The 18,151-nt window shown below is 51.4% G+C and carries 16 protein-coding genes; 6 read left to right on the top strand and 10 right to left on the bottom strand.

From position 1 onward, the window contains the following. Positions 1-49: 49 nt before the first annotated feature. Genes pilQ through QP938_03630 form a run of 5 tightly spaced genes read right to left on the bottom strand, consistent with a single transcriptional unit; the run spans position 50 to position 5,027 of the window. Positions 50-2,182: a type IV pilus secretin PilQ gene (gene pilQ, locus QP938_03650; GenBank protein ID WIO75012.1), complete on the bottom strand. Its 2,133-nt coding sequence runs from the start codon at positions 2,180-2,182 to the stop codon at positions 50-52. Positions 2,183-2,201: 19 nt separating this feature from the next. Further along, positions 2,202-2,732 (bottom strand): pilus assembly protein PilP, encoded by a 531-nt coding sequence (locus QP938_03645; GenBank protein WIO75011.1) that lies wholly within the window; start codon positions 2,730-2,732, stop codon positions 2,202-2,204. Next, positions 2,732-3,376: a type 4a pilus biogenesis protein PilO gene (pilO, locus tag QP938_03640; protein WIO75010.1), complete on the bottom strand. Its 645-nt coding sequence runs from the start codon at positions 3,374-3,376 to the stop codon at positions 2,732-2,734. The genes QP938_03645 and pilO overlap by 1 nt, the downstream gene beginning before the upstream one ends. Then, entirely contained in the window at positions 3,376-3,960 is a 585-nt protein-coding gene (locus QP938_03635) for a PilN domain-containing protein (GenBank protein ID WIO75009.1), read from the bottom strand. The genes pilO and QP938_03635 overlap by 1 nt, the downstream gene beginning before the upstream one ends. After that, the gene (locus QP938_03630; GenBank protein WIO75008.1) at positions 3,960-5,027 is read right to left on the bottom strand and encodes a pilus assembly protein PilM; all 1,068 of its coding nucleotides are present in this window, start codon (positions 5,025-5,027) and stop codon (positions 3,960-3,962) included. The genes QP938_03635 and QP938_03630 overlap by 1 nt, the downstream gene beginning before the upstream one ends. 357 nt (positions 5,028-5,384) lie before the next feature. Between QP938_03630 and QP938_03625 the strand changes: the two genes are divergently transcribed. Beyond that, on the top strand, positions 5,385-7,703 hold the full coding sequence (locus QP938_03625) for a PBP1A family penicillin-binding protein (GenBank protein WIO75007.1): 2,319 nt from the start codon (positions 5,385-5,387) through the stop codon (positions 7,701-7,703). A 26-nt stretch (positions 7,704-7,729) separates the two neighbouring features. Here QP938_03625 and cysQ read toward each other — a convergent pair whose 3' ends face one another. Then, positions 7,730-8,515, bottom strand: a complete 786-nt coding sequence (gene cysQ, locus QP938_03620; protein WIO75006.1) for a 3'(2'),5'-bisphosphate nucleotidase CysQ — start codon at positions 8,513-8,515, stop codon at positions 7,730-7,732. 77 nt (positions 8,516-8,592) lie between these two features. Here cysQ and yrfG point away from each other — a divergent pair, with 77 nt between their 5' ends. The 5 genes from yrfG to QP938_03595 all read left to right on the top strand — a co-directional run bounded on the left by yrfG (position 8,593) and on the right by QP938_03595 (position 12,782). Next, positions 8,593-9,252 carry a GMP/IMP nucleotidase gene (gene yrfG / locus QP938_03615; GenBank protein WIO75005.1) on the top strand — a complete coding sequence of 220 codons (660 nt, stop codon included), beginning with the start codon at positions 8,593-8,595 and terminating at the stop codon, positions 9,250-9,252. A gap of 20 nt (positions 9,253-9,272) precedes the next feature. Next, positions 9,273-9,662 carry a S4 domain-containing protein gene (locus QP938_03610; protein ID WIO75004.1) on the top strand — a complete coding sequence of 130 codons (390 nt, stop codon included), beginning with the start codon at positions 9,273-9,275 and terminating at the stop codon, positions 9,660-9,662. Then, on the top strand, positions 9,659-10,108 hold the full coding sequence (locus QP938_03605; protein WIO75003.1) for a DUF4124 domain-containing protein: 450 nt from the start codon (positions 9,659-9,661) through the stop codon (positions 10,106-10,108). The genes QP938_03610 and QP938_03605 overlap by 4 nt, the downstream gene beginning before the upstream one ends. Before the next feature lie 94 nt (positions 10,109-10,202). Further along, positions 10,203-11,078, top strand: a complete 876-nt coding sequence (hslO, locus tag QP938_03600; protein ID WIO75002.1) for an Hsp33 family molecular chaperone HslO — start codon at positions 10,203-10,205, stop codon at positions 11,076-11,078. A 141-nt stretch (positions 11,079-11,219) separates the two neighbouring features. Further along, complete coding sequence (locus QP938_03595; protein ID WIO75001.1) at positions 11,220-12,782, top strand: phosphoenolpyruvate carboxykinase; 1,563 nt, start codon at positions 11,220-11,222, stop codon at positions 12,780-12,782. 443 nt (positions 12,783-13,225) lie between these two features. On the opposite strand, the gene QP938_03590 is transcribed toward QP938_03595, so the two are convergent. The 4 genes from QP938_03590 to QP938_03575 all read right to left on the bottom strand — a co-directional run bounded on the left by QP938_03590 (position 13,226) and on the right by QP938_03575 (position 18,132). Beyond that, positions 13,226-14,785, bottom strand: coding sequence for a SulP family inorganic anion transporter (locus tag QP938_03590; GenBank protein WIO75000.1), 1,560 nt, complete (start codon positions 14,783-14,785; stop codon positions 13,226-13,228). 110 nt (positions 14,786-14,895) lie between these two features. Beyond that, the gene (locus QP938_03585; protein WIO74999.1) at positions 14,896-16,077 is read right to left on the bottom strand and encodes a heme biosynthesis HemY N-terminal domain-containing protein; all 1,182 of its coding nucleotides are present in this window, start codon (positions 16,075-16,077) and stop codon (positions 14,896-14,898) included. Continuing rightward, the gene (locus QP938_03580; protein ID WIO74998.1) at positions 16,074-17,309 is read right to left on the bottom strand and encodes a uroporphyrinogen-III C-methyltransferase; all 1,236 of its coding nucleotides are present in this window, start codon (positions 17,307-17,309) and stop codon (positions 16,074-16,076) included. The genes QP938_03585 and QP938_03580 overlap by 4 nt, the downstream gene beginning before the upstream one ends. A 79-nt stretch (positions 17,310-17,388) precedes the next feature. Then, a complete protein-coding gene (locus QP938_03575; protein WIO74997.1) occupies positions 17,389-18,132 on the bottom strand; it encodes a uroporphyrinogen-III synthase in 744 nt (247 codons plus the stop codon). Between the last annotated feature and the right edge of the window lie 19 nt (positions 18,133-18,151).

The following is an 18,151-nucleotide window of genomic DNA, read 5'->3' as shown; positions in this document are numbered from 1 at the left end:
AAAGGCCGGTGAAATAATTCACCGGCCTTTTGAGGGATCTGACTGCTGATTAATTGGTATCGAGCAGCTGATCCGTGATGATCTTCGGTGTAATGAAGATCAGAATTTCGCGTTTTTGGTAGTTTTCCACATCGTTACGGAACAGTCGTCCAACAAACGGAATATCGCCCAGCAGAGGTACTTTTTCAGTACGCTCCAGCTCCTGCACCTGGAAGATACCGCCAAGAACCATGGTTTGGCCATTACCAACCAGGGCCTGGGTCTGAATACGGGTCAGATCAATAGTCGGTACACTGCTTCCCAGCAGGGCAACTTCTTCACCAAGAGAATCTTGTGTGATGAACAGATTCATAATGATTCTGTTGTCCGGTGTGATCTGAGGTTTTACTTCAAGCTTAAGTACCGCTTCCCGGAACGAGATGCTGGCAGCACCACTCGAAGATGCCTCAAGATAAGGAATCTCTGTACCAGTCTGGATAATTGCTTCCTGCTTGTCACCTGTAATCACTTTAGGTTGAGAGACAATCTCACCGCGACCGGCATCTTCCAGAGCACTGAGCTCCATATCCAGGAAGTAATTATCCGTGATATAAGCCAATGCAAGGCTACTGGTTGGGTTGGTAACCCCCAGGTCTGCGGCCAGGATGCTGTTGATGTCGATGGTGTTGTCATCATTACCAAGTACACCGCCCTCTTCCGTAAAGCCATCACGACGCCCGGTACCAACCAAAGAGTTACCATTCACACTGCCATTAGATATAAAGCCCCACTTCACACCCAGCTCTTCGCGAAAGTCGGTATTGGCGATAACAATTCTGGACTCGATAACTACCTGCTTGATCGGAATATCAATCTCTTTGATCAAACGTCGAAAATCAGCAATTTTTTCTTCAGTGTCCGTCAGGATAATTGTATTAGTGCGCTCATCAACAATGGCTGAGCCACGCACTGACAAAATACTGGAGGTTGCATTGCGGTCATCGGAACCGCGACTGCCACCGCCTTCACCCTCTTCGGTAACAAACAGGTCAAACAACTCTCGAGCATCCGCGTAACGAATCCTAACGAACTCGGTGCGCAAAGGTGCCAGTTCCTGCAACTGCTTATTGGCCTCGACCTGCAGACGCTCCTGCTCAGCAATTTCTTCCGCAGGGGCGACCATAATCACATTGCCTTCCTGACGCTTATCCAGGCCCTTGGCCTTCAGGATAATGTCCAGAGCCTGATCCCAAGGCACATTTTCAAGACGCAGGGTGATGCTTCCACTTACCGTGTCACTGGCAACCAGGTTCAGTTTGGTAAAGTCAGCAATAACCTGCAGTACAGAGCGGACCGGAATATCCTGCATATTCAGGGACAGCTTTTCACCGGTAAAAGCAAACTTGGACTTTTTCTCTTCCAGTTCCTGTTGAGTCAGAGGCTTGATACTCACTACATACTGGTTATCAGCCTGATAAGCCAGATAGTCATACTCCCCCATGGCCTCAATAGCAATGGTGGTGTTGGCGCCTTTGGCACTGGTATCAATGGTGCGAACCGGAGTTGCAAAATCTACAACATCCAGTCGACGATCAAGGCTTTCAGGAAGCGCTGTACGATAAAAATCCAGAGTTACTGAATTGCCAATACGGTTGATGTCGACATTAACGCTGGGGTCAGAAAGGTCGATCGTAATAAGACCCTGACCATTTTCACCGCGACGAAAATCAACATTTTCAATAGAGGCACCGCCGCTCGAAGCAGGCATTGAGTGAACATTGTCTTCACTTGTATCAGACTGGGCTACCATAGACCCGCCTGCAGAAGAACCAACATCCACGATCAGTTTATTACCATCCACTCTGGTCGAGTAATTAGCCATAGTGACCATATTGAGAATCATGCGAGTTTTGTCGCCTGCAGTAAGTACCACAGCACTGCGCGCATTCTCGAATGACAGTGCGTGTTTTTTCTCATCCAACGCACTCTCAACTCCCGGCATATCAATAACAATTCGTGCTGGATTGTCTATGGTATACCCGGTTGGCTCAGGCGGAGTATCCGAAAAGGTGGCGAGCACCTGAAAACGGTCGCCCGACAGGGCAGCAAATTCAATATTTTCAAGCTTTACAGTATCTGCCATAGCCGACATAGCCATAGCACCCAAAAGCGCGAAGATCGTTCTATTAATAAACCCTTTCATTCCACAATCCCCAACCTGGTTATTCTTTCTCTCGCAACGCCAAGGTACGTGGCATTTCCAGCCATCCTCCCTGACCGTCCGGCCTGATTTCAATGACTTTAATTTCTGATCTTGACACTGATTTGATCTGGCCGTGGTTTTTACCCAAATAGTTACCCACCCTTACTCGGTGGACACCACCATTACCATCATCAATCAGCGCCCAAATCTGGTTATCCCTGGAAAGGGTGCCGACCATATTCAATTCAGCAAAATTAATCCCTTCCAAATATTCGCGCTTGCGATTTTCATCCGGTTTGACTGCGCTTTTGCCTAGCAACTCGCGCTGACTTGCCAAGGGGATTGGCTGTTCAAACGGGCTACGTCCTTTCACCGTATAGGCAAATGTCGTGTAGGGCTTGGGCGTTGGCAGAGGCTCAATTTCACCTCCTGTTTGCTGACGTGATTCTTCCATAAACGCATGAAGATCACGATGCTGGGAACTCCCCAGACAACCCGACAACATCAAAACCATTGGCAGGGCAATCACATAACTTTTGTGAATTTGCATCACTTCTTGCCTCCCCGACCTTTGCTTTCTAATTCGTCATCTGCAGATTTGTAGCGGTATGTTTTCGCCTGAATCTGCATGTCGAGCAAGCCACTATCTTTCTTTTGTTGGATCTTGAAATCGTGAAGGGTAACAATTCGCGGCAGAGCTGCCACACCACCAATGAAAGATCCGAAATCGTGATAACCGCCTTCTGATTCAATTTTGATTGGCAACTCAACAAAATAGTCAGCTGCTTTTTCTGGTTCCAGCTCCAGTGTTTTCATCGTGACACTGGTCCGTCGTCCCATCTCATCAATCTCAATCAACAGGTCCGGCACTTCCGCATCTTTAGGCAATTGTGCCAACAGTGCCTGGAAAGCCTCTTCCAGCTCAACCTTCTGTGCTTCAAGTGCAGCCAGGTTAGCCGCATCATAAGCTTTTTTGCGATGCTCCTGCTTCAGCGAAGTCTCCTTATTCCTCAGTGACTCCAAAGAAATATTCATATCCTTGATAAGTGCAAAATACACACCTACCACCACCAAGACTGCAGCGAAAAGCAGTGCCAGAGCTTTGTAGGCGGCTGGCCAGATACCGACGTTTTCAAAAGTGAGCTCAGCTGTATCGAAGTTTTTCATTTCTTCAAGAATGCTCTCCTTCGCCATCAGGACTGCCCTCCTTTTTTCTGGCCATCGCCATTAAGCCCTTCCGGTTTGACCACCTTTGCTCTCATTTCGAAACGCTGACCGTCCTCACCAAGTCGGCGATCAGCCTCCATTTTGTCCAGATCCGGCGCGTCGAACTTGTAAGACTCATTAAGATTGCGCATCAATGCCGAGACACGAGTATAGGATTCAGAGTAACCGTTCATGGAGAGCACTGAACCATTCAGGGTCACCTCGGTGAAAAACACGCCATCGGGTATCGCTTTTGCCAACTCATCAAACAGTTTGACGATTTCAGAACGGTTGCCTTGCAACCCCTGAATCACCTCCATGCGCTCGAGAAATTCCGATTTGGTTTTCTTGAGATCGGCAATTTTCGCGAGATCCTTGTCCAGCAGCATGATGTCTTCTTGAAGCATCCTGTTTCGATCTTCCTGGGATACTATCTGCCCATCCACAAAGAGCCACCATCCGCCTGAACAGAGGCCGGCAAAAATCAAAACAACAGCCAGAAAACTCAGGAACTCTTTCTTTTTCTCCTGGCGATGCTCTTCACGCCAGGGCAATAGGTTAATGAGGGCCATTATTCAAAACTCCTCAAAGCCAGACCTGCCGCTACCAGCATTGCTGGAGCATCGTTTGCCAGCGCAACTGAATTCACCTGCTTGGAAACTGCCATTCCTGCAAACGGATTGGCCACAATAGTCGGCAATCCAAGTTTTTCTTCAACCTCATCTCTCAGCCCTTCCATAGCAGCAACACCGCCAGCCAAAACTAACTGGTCGACATAGTTGTACTCGCTTGATGAGAAGAAGAACTGCAAGGAGCGGGAAATTTGTTGAGTCAGTGCATCTTTGAAGGGATCGAGAATTTCCGATTGGTAATCCTCAGGTAAACCACCCTCTTTCTTCGCCTGACCGGCTTCTTCTGCAGACAGACCGTACCGACGCTGAATCTCTTCAGTTACCTGGCGTCCACCAAACAGCTGCTCACGAGTGTAGACGGTTTTGCCATCCACCAGCACACTGAGGGTCAGCATCGTGGCTCCGATATCAGCAATGGCAACAATCTGGCTGCCAAACTCTTCCATCTGGTTGGCAATCAAACCGAAAGCACGTTCAACTGCGTATACTTCCACGTCCACTACCTTGGGGTGAAGTCCAGCAAGCTCCAGGGCTTCAACACGGTGGTCGACATTCTCTTTACGGCATGCTGCCAGCAGAACGTCTACCTGATCCGGGTTGGTCGTTGAGCTGCCAATCACCTGGAAGTCGATAGCTACCTCATCCAGCGGGTACGGTATGTACTGATCCGCCTCGAGGGAGATATTGGCTTCCATCCCCTGATCACTCAGGCCACCAGGCATCTCTATCACCTTGGTGATTACCGAGGAACCGGATACGGCAACTGCCACATCACGAACCTTACTGTGTGACTGACTAATCAATTTCTTGATACTTTCAGCCAACACATTCACATCTGTGATGTTTTTTTCAACGACAGTATTGGGAGGGAGTGGCCGAACGAGGTAATTTTCAACCCGCATACGACCCGGAGTACCGCTAAGCTCCAAGAGCTTCACTGCGGAGGAAGTAATATCCAACCCCAGCATGGCTTTTGGTCGCTTATCAAAGAATTGGAAAATTCCCATTTTTATTTTCTTATCCGTGGGTTACGCAATCTTGCGATAAATAACTTTAGCCAGCATTCGCAACTTTGCAAGCGTTTTGTTTAAAACCTTCATGGCCCTATAATGGCGACCAACTTCTTGAGTCCATACAAAATTATGAAACCAAGCCGTAAGTCACTACTACTAAACCTTGTCCGGTTGGCCCTGGCTGGAGCCGGAGGAGCACTGCTTGTTGCAGCGAGCCTCTATCTATACCTTAGCCCCAAATTGCCCTCAGTTGAAACCCTCAAAGAAGTAAAACTTCAGACTCCCCTGAGAATCTATTCACAAGATTTAAAACTGATCAGCGAATTCGGTGACAAACGTCGCAATCCTATCATGTTCGATCAGATCCCTGATCAGTTCATCAAGGCAATTTTATCTGCAGAAGATGACCGTTTTTATGAGCATCAGGGAGTTGACCTCAAAGGGCTTCTGCGCGCGTTTGTACAACTGCTCGGGAGTGGCGAAATTCGCGGTGGTGGAAGCACCATCACCATGCAGGTAGCACGCAATTTCTTCCTCAATTCCGAGCAGACTTTTACCAGGAAATTCAATGAGATACTACTTTCATGGCGCATTGAGGAAGAACTCACCAAAAATGAAATCCTGACCCTTTACGCCAACAAAATTTACCTAGGTAATCGCGCCTACGGTATTGAAGCCGCCGCCCAGGCCTACTACGGTAAAAAAATCAGTGAACTGAATCTGGCCCAGCTGGCAATGATCGCCGGTTTGCCCAAAGCTCCATCCAAATACAACCCGATCGCCAGGCCGGAACGCTCCAAAATTCGACGCGACTGGATTTTAAGTCGAATGCTTGAACTCGGTCACATTACTGAAGATCAGTTCCAGGAGGCTGTCGCCCAACCGGTGACGGCAAAACGCCATGGCTTCCAAACCGAACTTGAAGCACATTATGTGGCTGAAATGGCACGGCAGAAAGCGTTGGAACTGGGAATTGAAGACCTCAACTCCGACGGCTATCGCATTTACACCACCATCGACAGCCGGCTTCAGCAAAGTGCCAATTACGCTGTACGTGAAGGTCTTTTTGAATACGAGTGGCGCCACGGTTATCGCGGTGCAGAAAGACATATTGCCAATCCTGAAGACTGGGAACAGGTGCTGGGGGACACTCCGTCATACGCGGAGTTGATACCTGGAATCGTCACCGAAATGAATGAAGAACAGGTCACAGTTGGACTGCGCGGCGGCGAAAAGGCTCAACTGGTCTGGAAAGACCAACTTGAAAACATCAAACGAACAAATGGCCGTACTGCTAAAGAATTGAGCGAACTGCTGAAAGTGGGCGATTTAATTCGCCTGAAAGCCGACCAGCAGCCGGGTGGTTCTACCCAGTGGTCTCTCTCGCAAGTCCCTGCGGCACAAGCGGGCCTGGTCGCTCTCGACCCCCAAAATGGTGCCATCAGGTCAATGATGGGCGGATTTGATTACTTCTACAGTAAATTTAATCGCATGGTGCAAGGCGAGCGGCAACCCGGTTCCAACTTTAAGCCGTTTATTTACGCCGGCGCTCTCGAGGCCGGAATGACCGCTGCAACGCCTATCAGCGGAGCTTCTATTACCATGGCAGAAGAAGAAGGTTTCTGGCGCCCGGAAAACGACAGCGGACAGGTATTTGGAATGACCCCGTTGAGAAAAGGGCTCTACAAATCCATGAACACCGTTTCGGTGCGCTTACTCCGATCCATCGGCATTGAAAAGGGGATCAACAGTGCCGCTCGGTTTGGATTTGACCCCAACCAACTGCCACGTAACTACACTCTTGCCCTGGGCAGCCAGGCGGTGCACCCAATTAAAGTTGCAACTGGCTACGCGGCATTTGCCAATGGTGGTTATCTGGTAGAACCCTATTTGGTGGAACGTATTGAAGATGTTTACGGCAAGGTTATTTATCAGGCAAACCCGAAAACCGTGCCTGGCAGCATCACTCCCAAACCAGACCTGAACCTCAATCTGGCCTCACTGGAAGAAGAGCTAAATGACGTCACAACCGTTGAGTTGGAACTAACTCAAGATACAACCGCTCAGGGTGACTCTACCGAATTAGCTCTCGAAGAAGCGACTCAAGCGGAAGAACCAGCTCAAGAGGCCGATTTAACTGCAGAACCTGTCAGCCTGCCTGAGGCACCGAGGGTATTGGAACCACGTGTCGCCTACATAATGGATTCAATCCTGAAAGACGTAATCAAAAAAGGTACCGCGACTCGTGTATGGCGCGGCACTCGCGGTCGTGGATTGAAACTGGAACGCGCTGATATTGCCGGCAAAACCGGTACTACAAATGAAGCACGCGATGCATGGTTCTCCGGCTACAGTCCGCATATCGTCACCACAGTCTGGGTCGGTTTTGACGATAACCGCCCCCTGGGTCGTGGTGAATACGGTGGCACTGCGGCACTGCCTATTTGGATCGACTTCATGAAAACTGCTCTTGATGGTATTCCAGAGCAAATGCCACGCCAGCCAGATGGACTGGTTACAGTCCTTGTTGACCCTGACACCGGCGAGCGGGTTGGCCCCGACCGAACCGATGCCATTTATGAAGTTTTCCTTGAAGAGAACGTACCGCCAGCTCCGGCTGACAACGGCAAGCAGTCGGGCGAAAACGGCAAACTGGACGACCTTTTCTAACGCTTTTAGATTAGTGCCTGTTAGCACTAATTCAGTTGAGACAGGAGATCAGGCATCCAACACAGGGTCTGATCTCCTATCGCAATAAAGTTCGGATTCAGCATTTCGGACTTTTGGTTGTACCGCAATTCGTTACCATCACAAGACAACACTGCACCACCAGCCGAAGTCAGCACAGCTTGCGCCGCAGCCGTATCCCACTCATTGGTTGGCCCCAGTCGCGGGTAAAAATCTGCCAAACCTTCTGCGATCAGACAAAACTTCAACGAACTGCCAATCTGCCTTATATCTACCAAATCAAATCTGGATTTAACCAGATCAACTATCTGTTGAGAGTGAAAGTGACGACTCACAACAACGGTCGGCACATTGCCACCCAGCCGACGCACCGAAATTGAAGTACCATTCTTGTAAGCCCCATACCCTTTTGCACCACAATAAAAATGATTTAACTCCGGTGAAAAAACCACACCCAATACTGGCTCGCCCCCTTCAATCAAAGCCACATTAACTGTGTACTCACCATTCCCGGAAATAAACTCCCGAGTGCCATCCAATGGATCCACCAACCAATACTTATGCCACTGACTGCGCTCTGACCAACCCGGAATTTGTGTTTCTTCCGATAGAACCGGAACATCCAGAAGACTCGGCAACCCTTCTACCAATATCCGGTGCGCAGCCAAATCCGCTTCCGTTACTGGCGATTGATCACCCTTCTCCATCACCTCATAGGCGCCTCGCCGAACTGACAAAATGGCATCGCCAGCTCGCCGCACTAACGACTCCAATTGTTCCAGTAAATTGTGCATCACTTCCTCCTCTGCGCTTTCACATTCTACCGGCAAGCGTCATACTGTAGGCAACCAACGTCACCGACTGACTGGCTATGATTGACTGGAACGCTATCGATACTGTGCTGCTCGATATGGACGGCACCCTTCTTGACCTTCACTTTGACAACTTCTTCTGGCTGGATCACCTGCCCAGACGTTATGCAGAACACCATGGGGTCTGCCCTGACCAGGCGACCAAGGATCTGCATGCCCGCTTTGACGCCAAACGCGGATCCCTGGAATGGTACTGTCTGGAATACTGGTCAAATGAACTATCACTGGATATCTGCCAACTGAAAGAAGAGGTCAATCACCTGATTCAGGAACGCCCTTTTGTGCAGGAGTTCTTACGCGAGTTGGGTGACAGCGGCAAACAGCGAGTGTTGATCACCAACGCCCACCCAGGCAGCCTGTCATTAAAGTTGCGCATAACCGGTATTGATCAACTACTCGACACCGTAATTAGCTCCCATCGCTACGGCGCACCTAAAGAGGAGCAATCCTTCTGGCAACAGCTGCACAGCGAACTGCAGTTCAACCCCGAACGCACCCTGTTTATTGATGACACTGAACGCATTTTGACCTCAGCAAAAGAGTTCGGCATCAAACACCTGCTGTGCATCACACAACCGGACAGCAAAATGGCGCCACGCACCATTGAGCATTACCCGGCAGTCACCCACTTCGATGAAGTCCTGCCGGTCACCGGCTAATCTTCCCCGAAGGAGTAAGCATGGACAAAGTACGAATAGACAAATGGCTTTGGGCCGCGCGATTTTTCAAGACTCGCGGACTGGCAAAAACAGCTATTGAAGGCGGCAAGGTGCAGGTTGATAACCAGCGTACCAAGCCCAGCAAAGAAATCACCGTAGGCGTAACCCTTAAAATCCGTCAGGGCTGGGACGAAAAAATCGTTGTAGTCAACGCCCTTTCCGACCAAAGGCGCGGGGCTCCAGAGGCTGCAGAACTCTATACTGAAACCGCCGAGAGCATTACCAAAAGAGAAGAAGAGGCGGCCCAGAGAAAGGCTGTGCGCGGCACATTGCATCACCCGGAACACCGCCCCACCAAAAAACAGCGCCGTCAAATACACTCCTTTTGGGAAAAACAGGAGCACGAATGATTCGTTCAATTCTGGCTTTGCTGATAGCAATGGGACTTGCCAGCGATACCCTGGCAGACAAAATCTACAAGTGGGTCGATAAGGATGGCCGCGTCCATTACAGTGACAAGCCTCCGGCCAAAGAAGGTGATAAGGCCAAAGAGGTCACCAAAGATCTGCCCGACCTGAACCGCTCCGAGATCTACCGGACTAACCACAAACTCAACAAAGTCTTTCCCCAGATCAGCGAAGTGGAGAAGCAGCTCCAGCGCAAGGAGAAAGAGAGCAGTGATGAAGCAAAAGCTCGTAAAGAACGGATCTGTGAACAGGCTCGCCGCGACCTCAAGATCCTGCAGGGGCGGGTCGACTTTGTTGATGAAAACGGAAACAGCATAAAAGTCAGTGAAAAGGAACGCGCCCAACGAGCGAAGCAATTCAAAGCCCTGATTGATGCCAACTGTAAGTAATAGTGGGTCGAAATAGCGAATTCAGTCCTGGATCTGGACAAAAGGCGGCATTTTCCTTAAAGTGCGCCTCCCTCAAAACTGCCTGTCAGAACACATGAGCGACCACGATAAACTTCACCGCTTTATTTTTGACCATTGCGACATTCGCGGTGAGATTATCACTTTGGCAGACAGCTACCAGGCTGTGCTCGACAATCACAACTATCCGGCCCCCATTCAACAGCTACTGGGACAGTTCCTGGCTGCTGCCGGACTGTTGAGTGCCACACTCAAATTTGATGGCATTTTGACCCTTCAGGCTCGCGGCAATGGCCCTTTGAGCTTGCTGGTGGCAGATTGCACTCGCCAGCACAACCTGCGCGCTATTGCCGAATTTGACCCCGATTACGATTACCAGAGTGATGACCTCGCCAGCCTGATTGGCAACGGCCAGTTGGCCATTACTATTGATCCCTCAAAGGGACAGCGTTATCAAGGCATCGTGCCGCTGGAAAAACACAACCTTGCAGCATGTCTGGAAGATTATTTCAGCCAATCCGAGCAACTGCCCACCCGCATCTGGCTGAGTGCCGATGGTAACCAGGCAGGCGGCCTGTTCCTGCAGGCGCTCCCAAGACAACTGGAAGCCGATGAGGCTCAAAATGCGGAAATGTGGGAGCACCTGACTTCCCTGGCGGACACCATCAAGCCGGAAGAGCAGTTGGGATTAGCTCACAGCGACCAACTTTTCCGCTTATTCCATCAGGACAACGTGCGCATGTTCCCGGCCACCGACCTGCAGTTTGCCTGCAGCTGCTCGGAGGAGCGCACCGCTGCCATGCTGAATTCAATGGAACGAGCCGAGCTTGAGCAGATCATTGAAGAGCAAGGATTGATAGAAGTCAGCTGCCACTTCTGCAACCAGCAATACCGATTTGGCAGCAAGGATATAGAGCGAATTTTTGACGGCGAACCACCCGCTGTTCACTAGCCTAGAATTGAGTCACCCGAGAGCGTCGTCACCACGGGGAAAATCTGGCATAATGCGCCTCTTTTTTCTCCCGGCACTCAGGTTTTAACGATCGGGCTGACAGCAGTTTCATTATCAAAGACCCTGAAAGGACCAATGCAAATGACCCAAATCGAAGAATCTGCCATCACGGTACTCACCGACCCGAGTGCTGCAGAACTCATCGAACAGGCAATCAAACGTGGCGAAGGTACCCTGTCTGATACCGGCGCTTTCTCTTCCATCACCGGCAAGCGCACCGGCCGTTCACCCGGCGACCGCTTCATCGTCGAAGAGCCCAGCACTGCTGACGCTATCGAGTGGGGCACTGTCAACCGCGCCTTCCCGGCCGACAAGTTTGATGCCCTTTGGGATCGCGTGTCCGCCTACCTGGCTGAGCAGAATCGTATTGTTCAGCACCTGCACGTTGGTGAAGATCCCGAGCACTACCTGCCGGTAAAAGTAACCACCGAGACTGCCTGGCACGGCCTGTTTGCCAAGAACATGTTCATCAATGCTCCGAAGTTCAACCCGGCTGGCAAAGAAACCTGGAAAATCCAGCATGCCGCCAACTTCGTTTGTGACCCGGAGCGTGACGGCACCAACTCCGACGGCTGCGTAATCATCAACTTCGCCCAACGCCAAGTACTGCTGGCTGGTATGAAATACGCAGGCGAGATGAAAAAAGCGATGTTCTCTGTACAGAACTTCCTGCTGCCAGAAAAAGACGTAATGCCAATGCATTGCGCCGCCAACGTTGGCGAAGAAGGCGATGTGTGCTTGTTCTTCGGCCTGTCTGGCACTGGTAAAACCACCCTGTCTGCCGACCCTGATCGCTACCTGATCGGTGACGACGAGCACGGCTGGACCAAAGGTTCTGTGTTCAACTTCGAAGGTGGTTGCTACGCCAAGACCATCAACCTGAGCAAGAAGAACGAGCCGGTAATCTGGGACGCCATCCGCTTTGGTTCCATCATTGAGAACGTGGTTCTGTCTGCCGACCAGCACACCGCTGACTACGACGACACGTCTCTGACCGAAAACGGCCGCTGCAGCTACCCGCTGGAGCACGTAGAAATGCGCTGTGAAGCCAACCGCGCTGGCGAACCGAACAACATCATCTTCCTGACCTGTGATGTTTCCGGTGTACTGCCTCCGGTTTCCATCCTGAGCAAAGAAGCGGCTGCCTACCACTTCCTGAGCGGCTACACCGCTCGCGTAGGTTCTACCGAGCTGGGCGCAGAAGCAGGCATTCACCCTGCCTTTTCCACCTGTTTCGGCGCTCCGTTCATGCCACGTCCGGCCGGCGTATACGCCGAGCTGCTGATGAAGCGCATCGAAGACTTCGGCTCCAAAGTTTACCTGGTGAATACCGGTTGGACTGGCGGTTCCGGCGGCGCTAACGGCAAAGGTTCACGTTTCCCGATCCCGGTAACTCGCGGCATCGTTACCGCCATCCAGAATGGCGAACTGGAAAACGCTGAAACCGAGACTCTGGACATGTTCAACCTGTCTATCCCGAAAGCGATCGAAGGTATCGACAGCAAGTACCTGAACCCGCGCGAAGCTTGGGAAGACAAAGCCTCTTACGATGAGCAAGCCCGTAAACTGGCTGGCCTGTTCGTAGAGAACTTTGCCAAGTTTGACGTCTCTGACGACGTTGTTGCCGCTGGTCCTAAGCTGTAAGGCTTAACCGGGCAACCAAAAAAAGAGCGCCAATTCGCGCTCTTTTTTTATGTCTCATTTTTATCTTTGGACGCACATAACCAGAAAGCCATAACAGCAGTGACTATTGATCGCACTTCGTAGCGCCGGGAGCAAGGTAGTCACTTCCAGAACACGCTGTAAATACATCCCTGTACGCTCGGAGCCGGCATCCATGCCGGCTACGGTTCTGGAAGTGACTACCTTACTCCCTCGGTCAGAGCCAATACTCGACGAGAAAATCGAAGTGGAAACCCTACTTCTGAAACCGTGAGCAGCAGGGATGCTGGTCACGAGCCCCCATGGATGGGTTCACGGCGTGTTCCAGAAGTAGGGTTTCCACTTCGATTGCCACCCAAACAAAATTAAAATACAAAAAAAAGCGCCACCTCTCGATGACGCTTTCCATTAAGTCAGTAATTCAATCAAGCCAACTCATCATCCGCCACATGATATTTCGGATCTTCCAGCAGATTGACTTCAACCAGATCACCCGCTTTTTTCAGCAGCAATTTACATTCCGGCGACAGGTGACGCAGATGCAACGTCTTGCCAGCATTTACATAGCGCTCCGCCAAAGAATCAATCGCCTCAATCGCAGAGTGATCACTTACACGAGAATGCTGGAACTCGATAATCACATCCTGTGGGTCACCCTTGGGATCAAACAGCTCACGGAAGTTCGCCACAGAACCAAAGAACAGCGGCCCGTGCAGCTCGTAAATCTTGGAGCCGTGCTCATTGATACTGGTTTCGGCACGAATATGCTTGGCGTGCTCCCAGGCAAACACCAGTGCCGAGACAATCACACCGACGATTACCGCAATCGCCAGATCAGTAAATACCGTTACCAGCGACACCAGTGCCAATACAAAGGCATCCCCTTTCGGAATTTTGCGAATAATGCGAAAGCTGGACCATTCGAAGGTGCCGATTACCACAATAAACATCACCCCGATCAATGCGCCCAGCGGAATCTCCTCAATCAAGCTGGAAGCAAACAGAATAAAGCAGAGCAAAAACAGCGCAGCAGAAATACCCGACAGACGACCGCGACCACCTGAGTTGATGTTGATCATGCTCTGGCCGATCATCGCACAACCGCCCATACCGCCAAAGAAGCCCGTAACCGTATTGGCCACACCCTGACCAACACATTCTTTATTAGCGCGACCACGGGTGTCGGTTACTTCGTCAATTAATGTCAGGGTCAACAACGACTCAATCAAACCGATCGCTGCCAGAATCAGAGAGTAAGGCAGAACAATCCAAAAAGTCTCCAGATTAAATGGCACTGAAGGAATATGGAATTCTGGCAAACCACCAGCTACCGAGGCAACGTCACCCACAGTTTTGGTTTCGATACTCAAGCCAATGACCAGCAAGCTCACCACCAGAATCGCCGCCAGCGACGCAGGAATAGCTTTGGTCAGTTTCGGCAGGAACCAGATAATGGCCATGGTTAGAGCAATCAGCCCCATCATCACCCAGAATTGCTGAAAGCCCAAAAGTGCCTGCAAGCCTTCGCCACTGAACAGACCGGACTCAACTTCGGGGACCGGAATCTGGCCCAATTGAGCCAGAAAAATCACAATCGCCAGACCGTTCACAAAGCCCAGCATTACCGGGTGTGGCACCATGCGAATAAATTTACCGAGCCGGAATACACCGCAGAGAATCTGGATCACACCCATCAATACTACAGTGGCAAACAGGTACTCCACTCCGTGTTCCATCACCAGTGACACCATCACAACCGCCAGGGCACCAGTGGCCCCTGAAATCATGCCAGGGCGACCGCCAACTGCGGCAGTGATCAGACCAACGATAAAGGCAGCGTAAAGGCCAACCAGTGGATCGACGTGGGCTACAAAGGCAAAGGCAACCGCTTCGGGCACCAGTGCCAGGGCTACCGTCAGACCGGATAAAACATCATTCTTGATACTCTTGCGCGACGGGATCGCCGCCAGAGATACGCTGGACATGGCTTTACTCCTGGGAGATATCAGCGGGGAGAAAAGCGCGCGATGCTAACACATTCGACTTATTGCTGCGAACGCCCTTCAACAGGGGCGAACGCAGCAGTGTGAGAGTTTTAGTTTTGGGCGGATTGAATCAAGCCTTGCTGATAGTAATTGGCACTGCGTTCGGAATCACCCAACTGCGCCATCAGCCTTGCCAGTTCGGCATAAGTTTCCGGGGCAGCACTTATCGCCAGCGAGCTTTCCAGGTAATCCCTCGCCTTGCCCCAAAGCTGGGCTCGTTGCGCCAGACGCCCCAGCGCCAACAGCAGCACCGGATTATTCGGACGCTCACGCAGCCAGGCTTCAGCAACCACCAGCGGCTTGGATACATCCGGATGATCCAGCAAACCGTAGCGGTGTACCAATTGGTCATCCCAGTAGCGATTGATCGTTGAACTAAGCAGTTTTTCCGCTTTCTCTGATTCACCTTTAGCCTGTAGATAGTGGCTGTATGCCAGCACCACCTTTGGACTCTGCCTGACACTGGATGGCAGTTCGCGCCACAGGTTTTGCAGCGCCTCACTTTGGCCCGACCCAGCTCGAGCTGCTTCCGCCATCAACAGGTTTGCATAAACATGCTGCTCCAGCTCAATCAGTTGACGTTTATTCAATATTCGCTGCTGCCTCAACTGCGGCAATAGCCGGTCGAGGCTCTTCCAATCCTGAAGCCCTTTATAAGCCTGTACCAGCAAGGCCAGCACATAACTGTGATCCGGGGATTGGTCTCGCAAGCGCTCAAGAACTGCAAGCGCCTCTTCAAACCTTTCGGCTTTTAACAACAGCTTGGCCTGAGTGAGGCCAATGGCAGGAGAATCCACTGGCGCGAATTTTTCCGCCTCCAGCAATAGGGTTTGTACTTCGTCAATGTTACCCAGTTCGGATGCCGCATTAGCCGCCGCCAGATAATTAACCAGCGGCATATCGGAACGGCCCGCCCCACGTAACAAATCGCGACGCGCCTTATCCCACCGCCCTTCCATATAGTGAATCAATCCACGAGCAGTCTGCTGTCGACGAGTATTGATACGTCTGGCGCGCCAGCGTTTGATAAAGGCCAGTGAGCGGAGTACCCGCACCAACGCCTTCACTACCCCCCAGACAAGCAACAGTACCAGCAGGGCCGCCCACAAATTCATCTCAATAGTGGTTTGTCCAATGGCAATCAACAGGTAACCGGTCTCCTGCTCCATCAACCAGGCTAATAGCGCACCGGTGACAAGCAGCAGTGCAAACCAGAACAGAACGCGCCTCATGATTCAGCCTCCGGCTTAGCCGGTGCCTGGTGGCGCAGGTGCCAGAGGTTTATGTAATTGCGAAGCGCTTCCAGAGAGCCGGCGATATTGGGCAGCTTCTGGACAATATTTTGTTGCTCCAACTCGACGATCCGCTCTTGAAACACCTGCGCAGGCTGGTTCAATTGGAAATAATTTTTCAGCCAAGTGGCACATTTGTTCAAGCTGGTTTGGTAAATTGCCGGCTCCTCTCGCAAGAGTGCTAACTGCGCCTGTTCTAGCAGAATGGTAAGGTTTTGGCGCAGGTACACTTCCTCGTCCGGGCTCAGTAATGGCTCTACCGGGTGGTCGCGATGGCGAATGCGCACATACCCTTGCATGCCTTCCCAAGCCTTGGAGGCGCTGTCCGCCAGCTTTTCACTCCAGCTCTTTTCGCCACTTTCCGGAACAGATTCAGGGTCGGCCAAAGCAACAGATTCAGCATCCCAGGGCTTAACCAGCAACTGCAGCTCCGGAATCACCTCCGACAGAGACGTCAGCTGCAAATACAGGCCTTCGCGATCGACCACCCCGGCCAACTGCAACGCAGTAATGTCTTCAGCCAGCTGCTTGCGCACAGCAAACAACTCAGGATCATCAAAGCGGCTGAGAATTTCATCAGCGGTTTTTAGCAGTGCCACCGGGTTTTGGGTTGAGCGTTCGGTCAACAGCCGCTGATTGGCAAGCCGCAAAAGGTACTCAGCCTCTGCCAGCAACCAGTCTTCCCTTGTGGCCGTGGAGAGTTCACGCAGACGACTGCCGTGGCTGGTTACCCGGCGTTGCAATTGGGCCAACTGATCGACAAATTCATCGTTTTTGCCAACCTGGCTTTGCTCTCGCTCTTTAGCGGCAGTAACCTCTTGCATCATTGCCTGCAATTGGCGCTCCTGTTCGGCCAACTGCTCTTCCAACGCCGTGTAATCCTGACGCTCATTTATCAGTAATTGATTGAGTGACTGCCAACCGTAGTAGCCAGCAGCTGCCAGGCCGGACAGAAGAATCAGAAGCAGCAACCAACGCAGTGCCGCTTTTACGTAAGCTGACTTTTTACGATCTGGTGCTTTCTGTTTTTTTTCAGGCTTTGCAGCAGCGGTCGATTTTTTATCGTCAGGGCTGTTTTTCTCTGGCGTTTCCGGCAGCTCAGGTTGCTCTGCTGACTTGTTTTCAGTCGATTTTTTCGAGGGGTTATCGTGGCTGTTGTTGTTATCGGTCACGACAATTATCACTCCTGATGATTTATTGGGTCGACTCGCAAATGCGAGCCTTTAATTAGGGCGCTAAAGCCTTAAGACTTTAGCACCCTGACAAAGCAGACACCATAGATTCAGGCAGGGCATTGGTGGCAACAATTACTCGATCACAACCGCACTGCCTGGCCTGCTCGGCTACTCGCTCACTGGGCACCACAATCGGAATTCGCTTTAGTAACTCTGTGCTGCGTTCATCCAGTTGATACAACAGGCTGTTGAGCAGCTCTTGGCTATGTATGGCTACTGCGGCAACGCCGACGGCCAGCGCCTTCACAATCGCATCACGATGTTGCTCACAACGCTCACGACGGTAAAGTTCGGCATATTGAACACTGGCTCCACGCCGCTCCAACTCGGCTGCCAATAAATCACGTCCGCCCTCGCCGCGAAAAATCAGTACCCGCTGGTGGGACATATCCTGCAACTCGGGCAATGCCAACAATCCTTCGCTGGTCATATCGGTTGGCGGACTGGTCACAGCCAGTCCCATTTGAGCGAACTGTTCAGCAGTTGTGGCGCCAACAGCAAAAAACCTGGGGTGAACCGGCACCTCCGGCCAGTAGTGATCAATCCAGTCAACTGCCAGGCAGGCGGCCGTGGGACTGATGGTGATAACAACATCGTACTCCGCCAGCTTCTGGATAATATCGGAGATCACCCCGGGTTTTCCCGGTGTTGCTAATGGTTGTAACCGAAGCACCGGATAGTGCAGGGGTTCCGCTCCAGCCGCCTTCAGCGACTGGCAGAACCTGTCCTCAGCACCGGACAGCGGTTGCGGTCGAACCACCAGAATCCTGCGCCCATTC

Source organism: Porticoccaceae bacterium LTM1 (assembly GCA_030252795.1).
GTDB lineage: Bacteria > Pseudomonadota > Gammaproteobacteria > Pseudomonadales > Porticoccaceae > SCSIO-12696.
The sequence above is the reverse complement of the archived record's forward strand: the minus strand, read 5'-3'. Positions and strand labels throughout refer to the sequence as shown.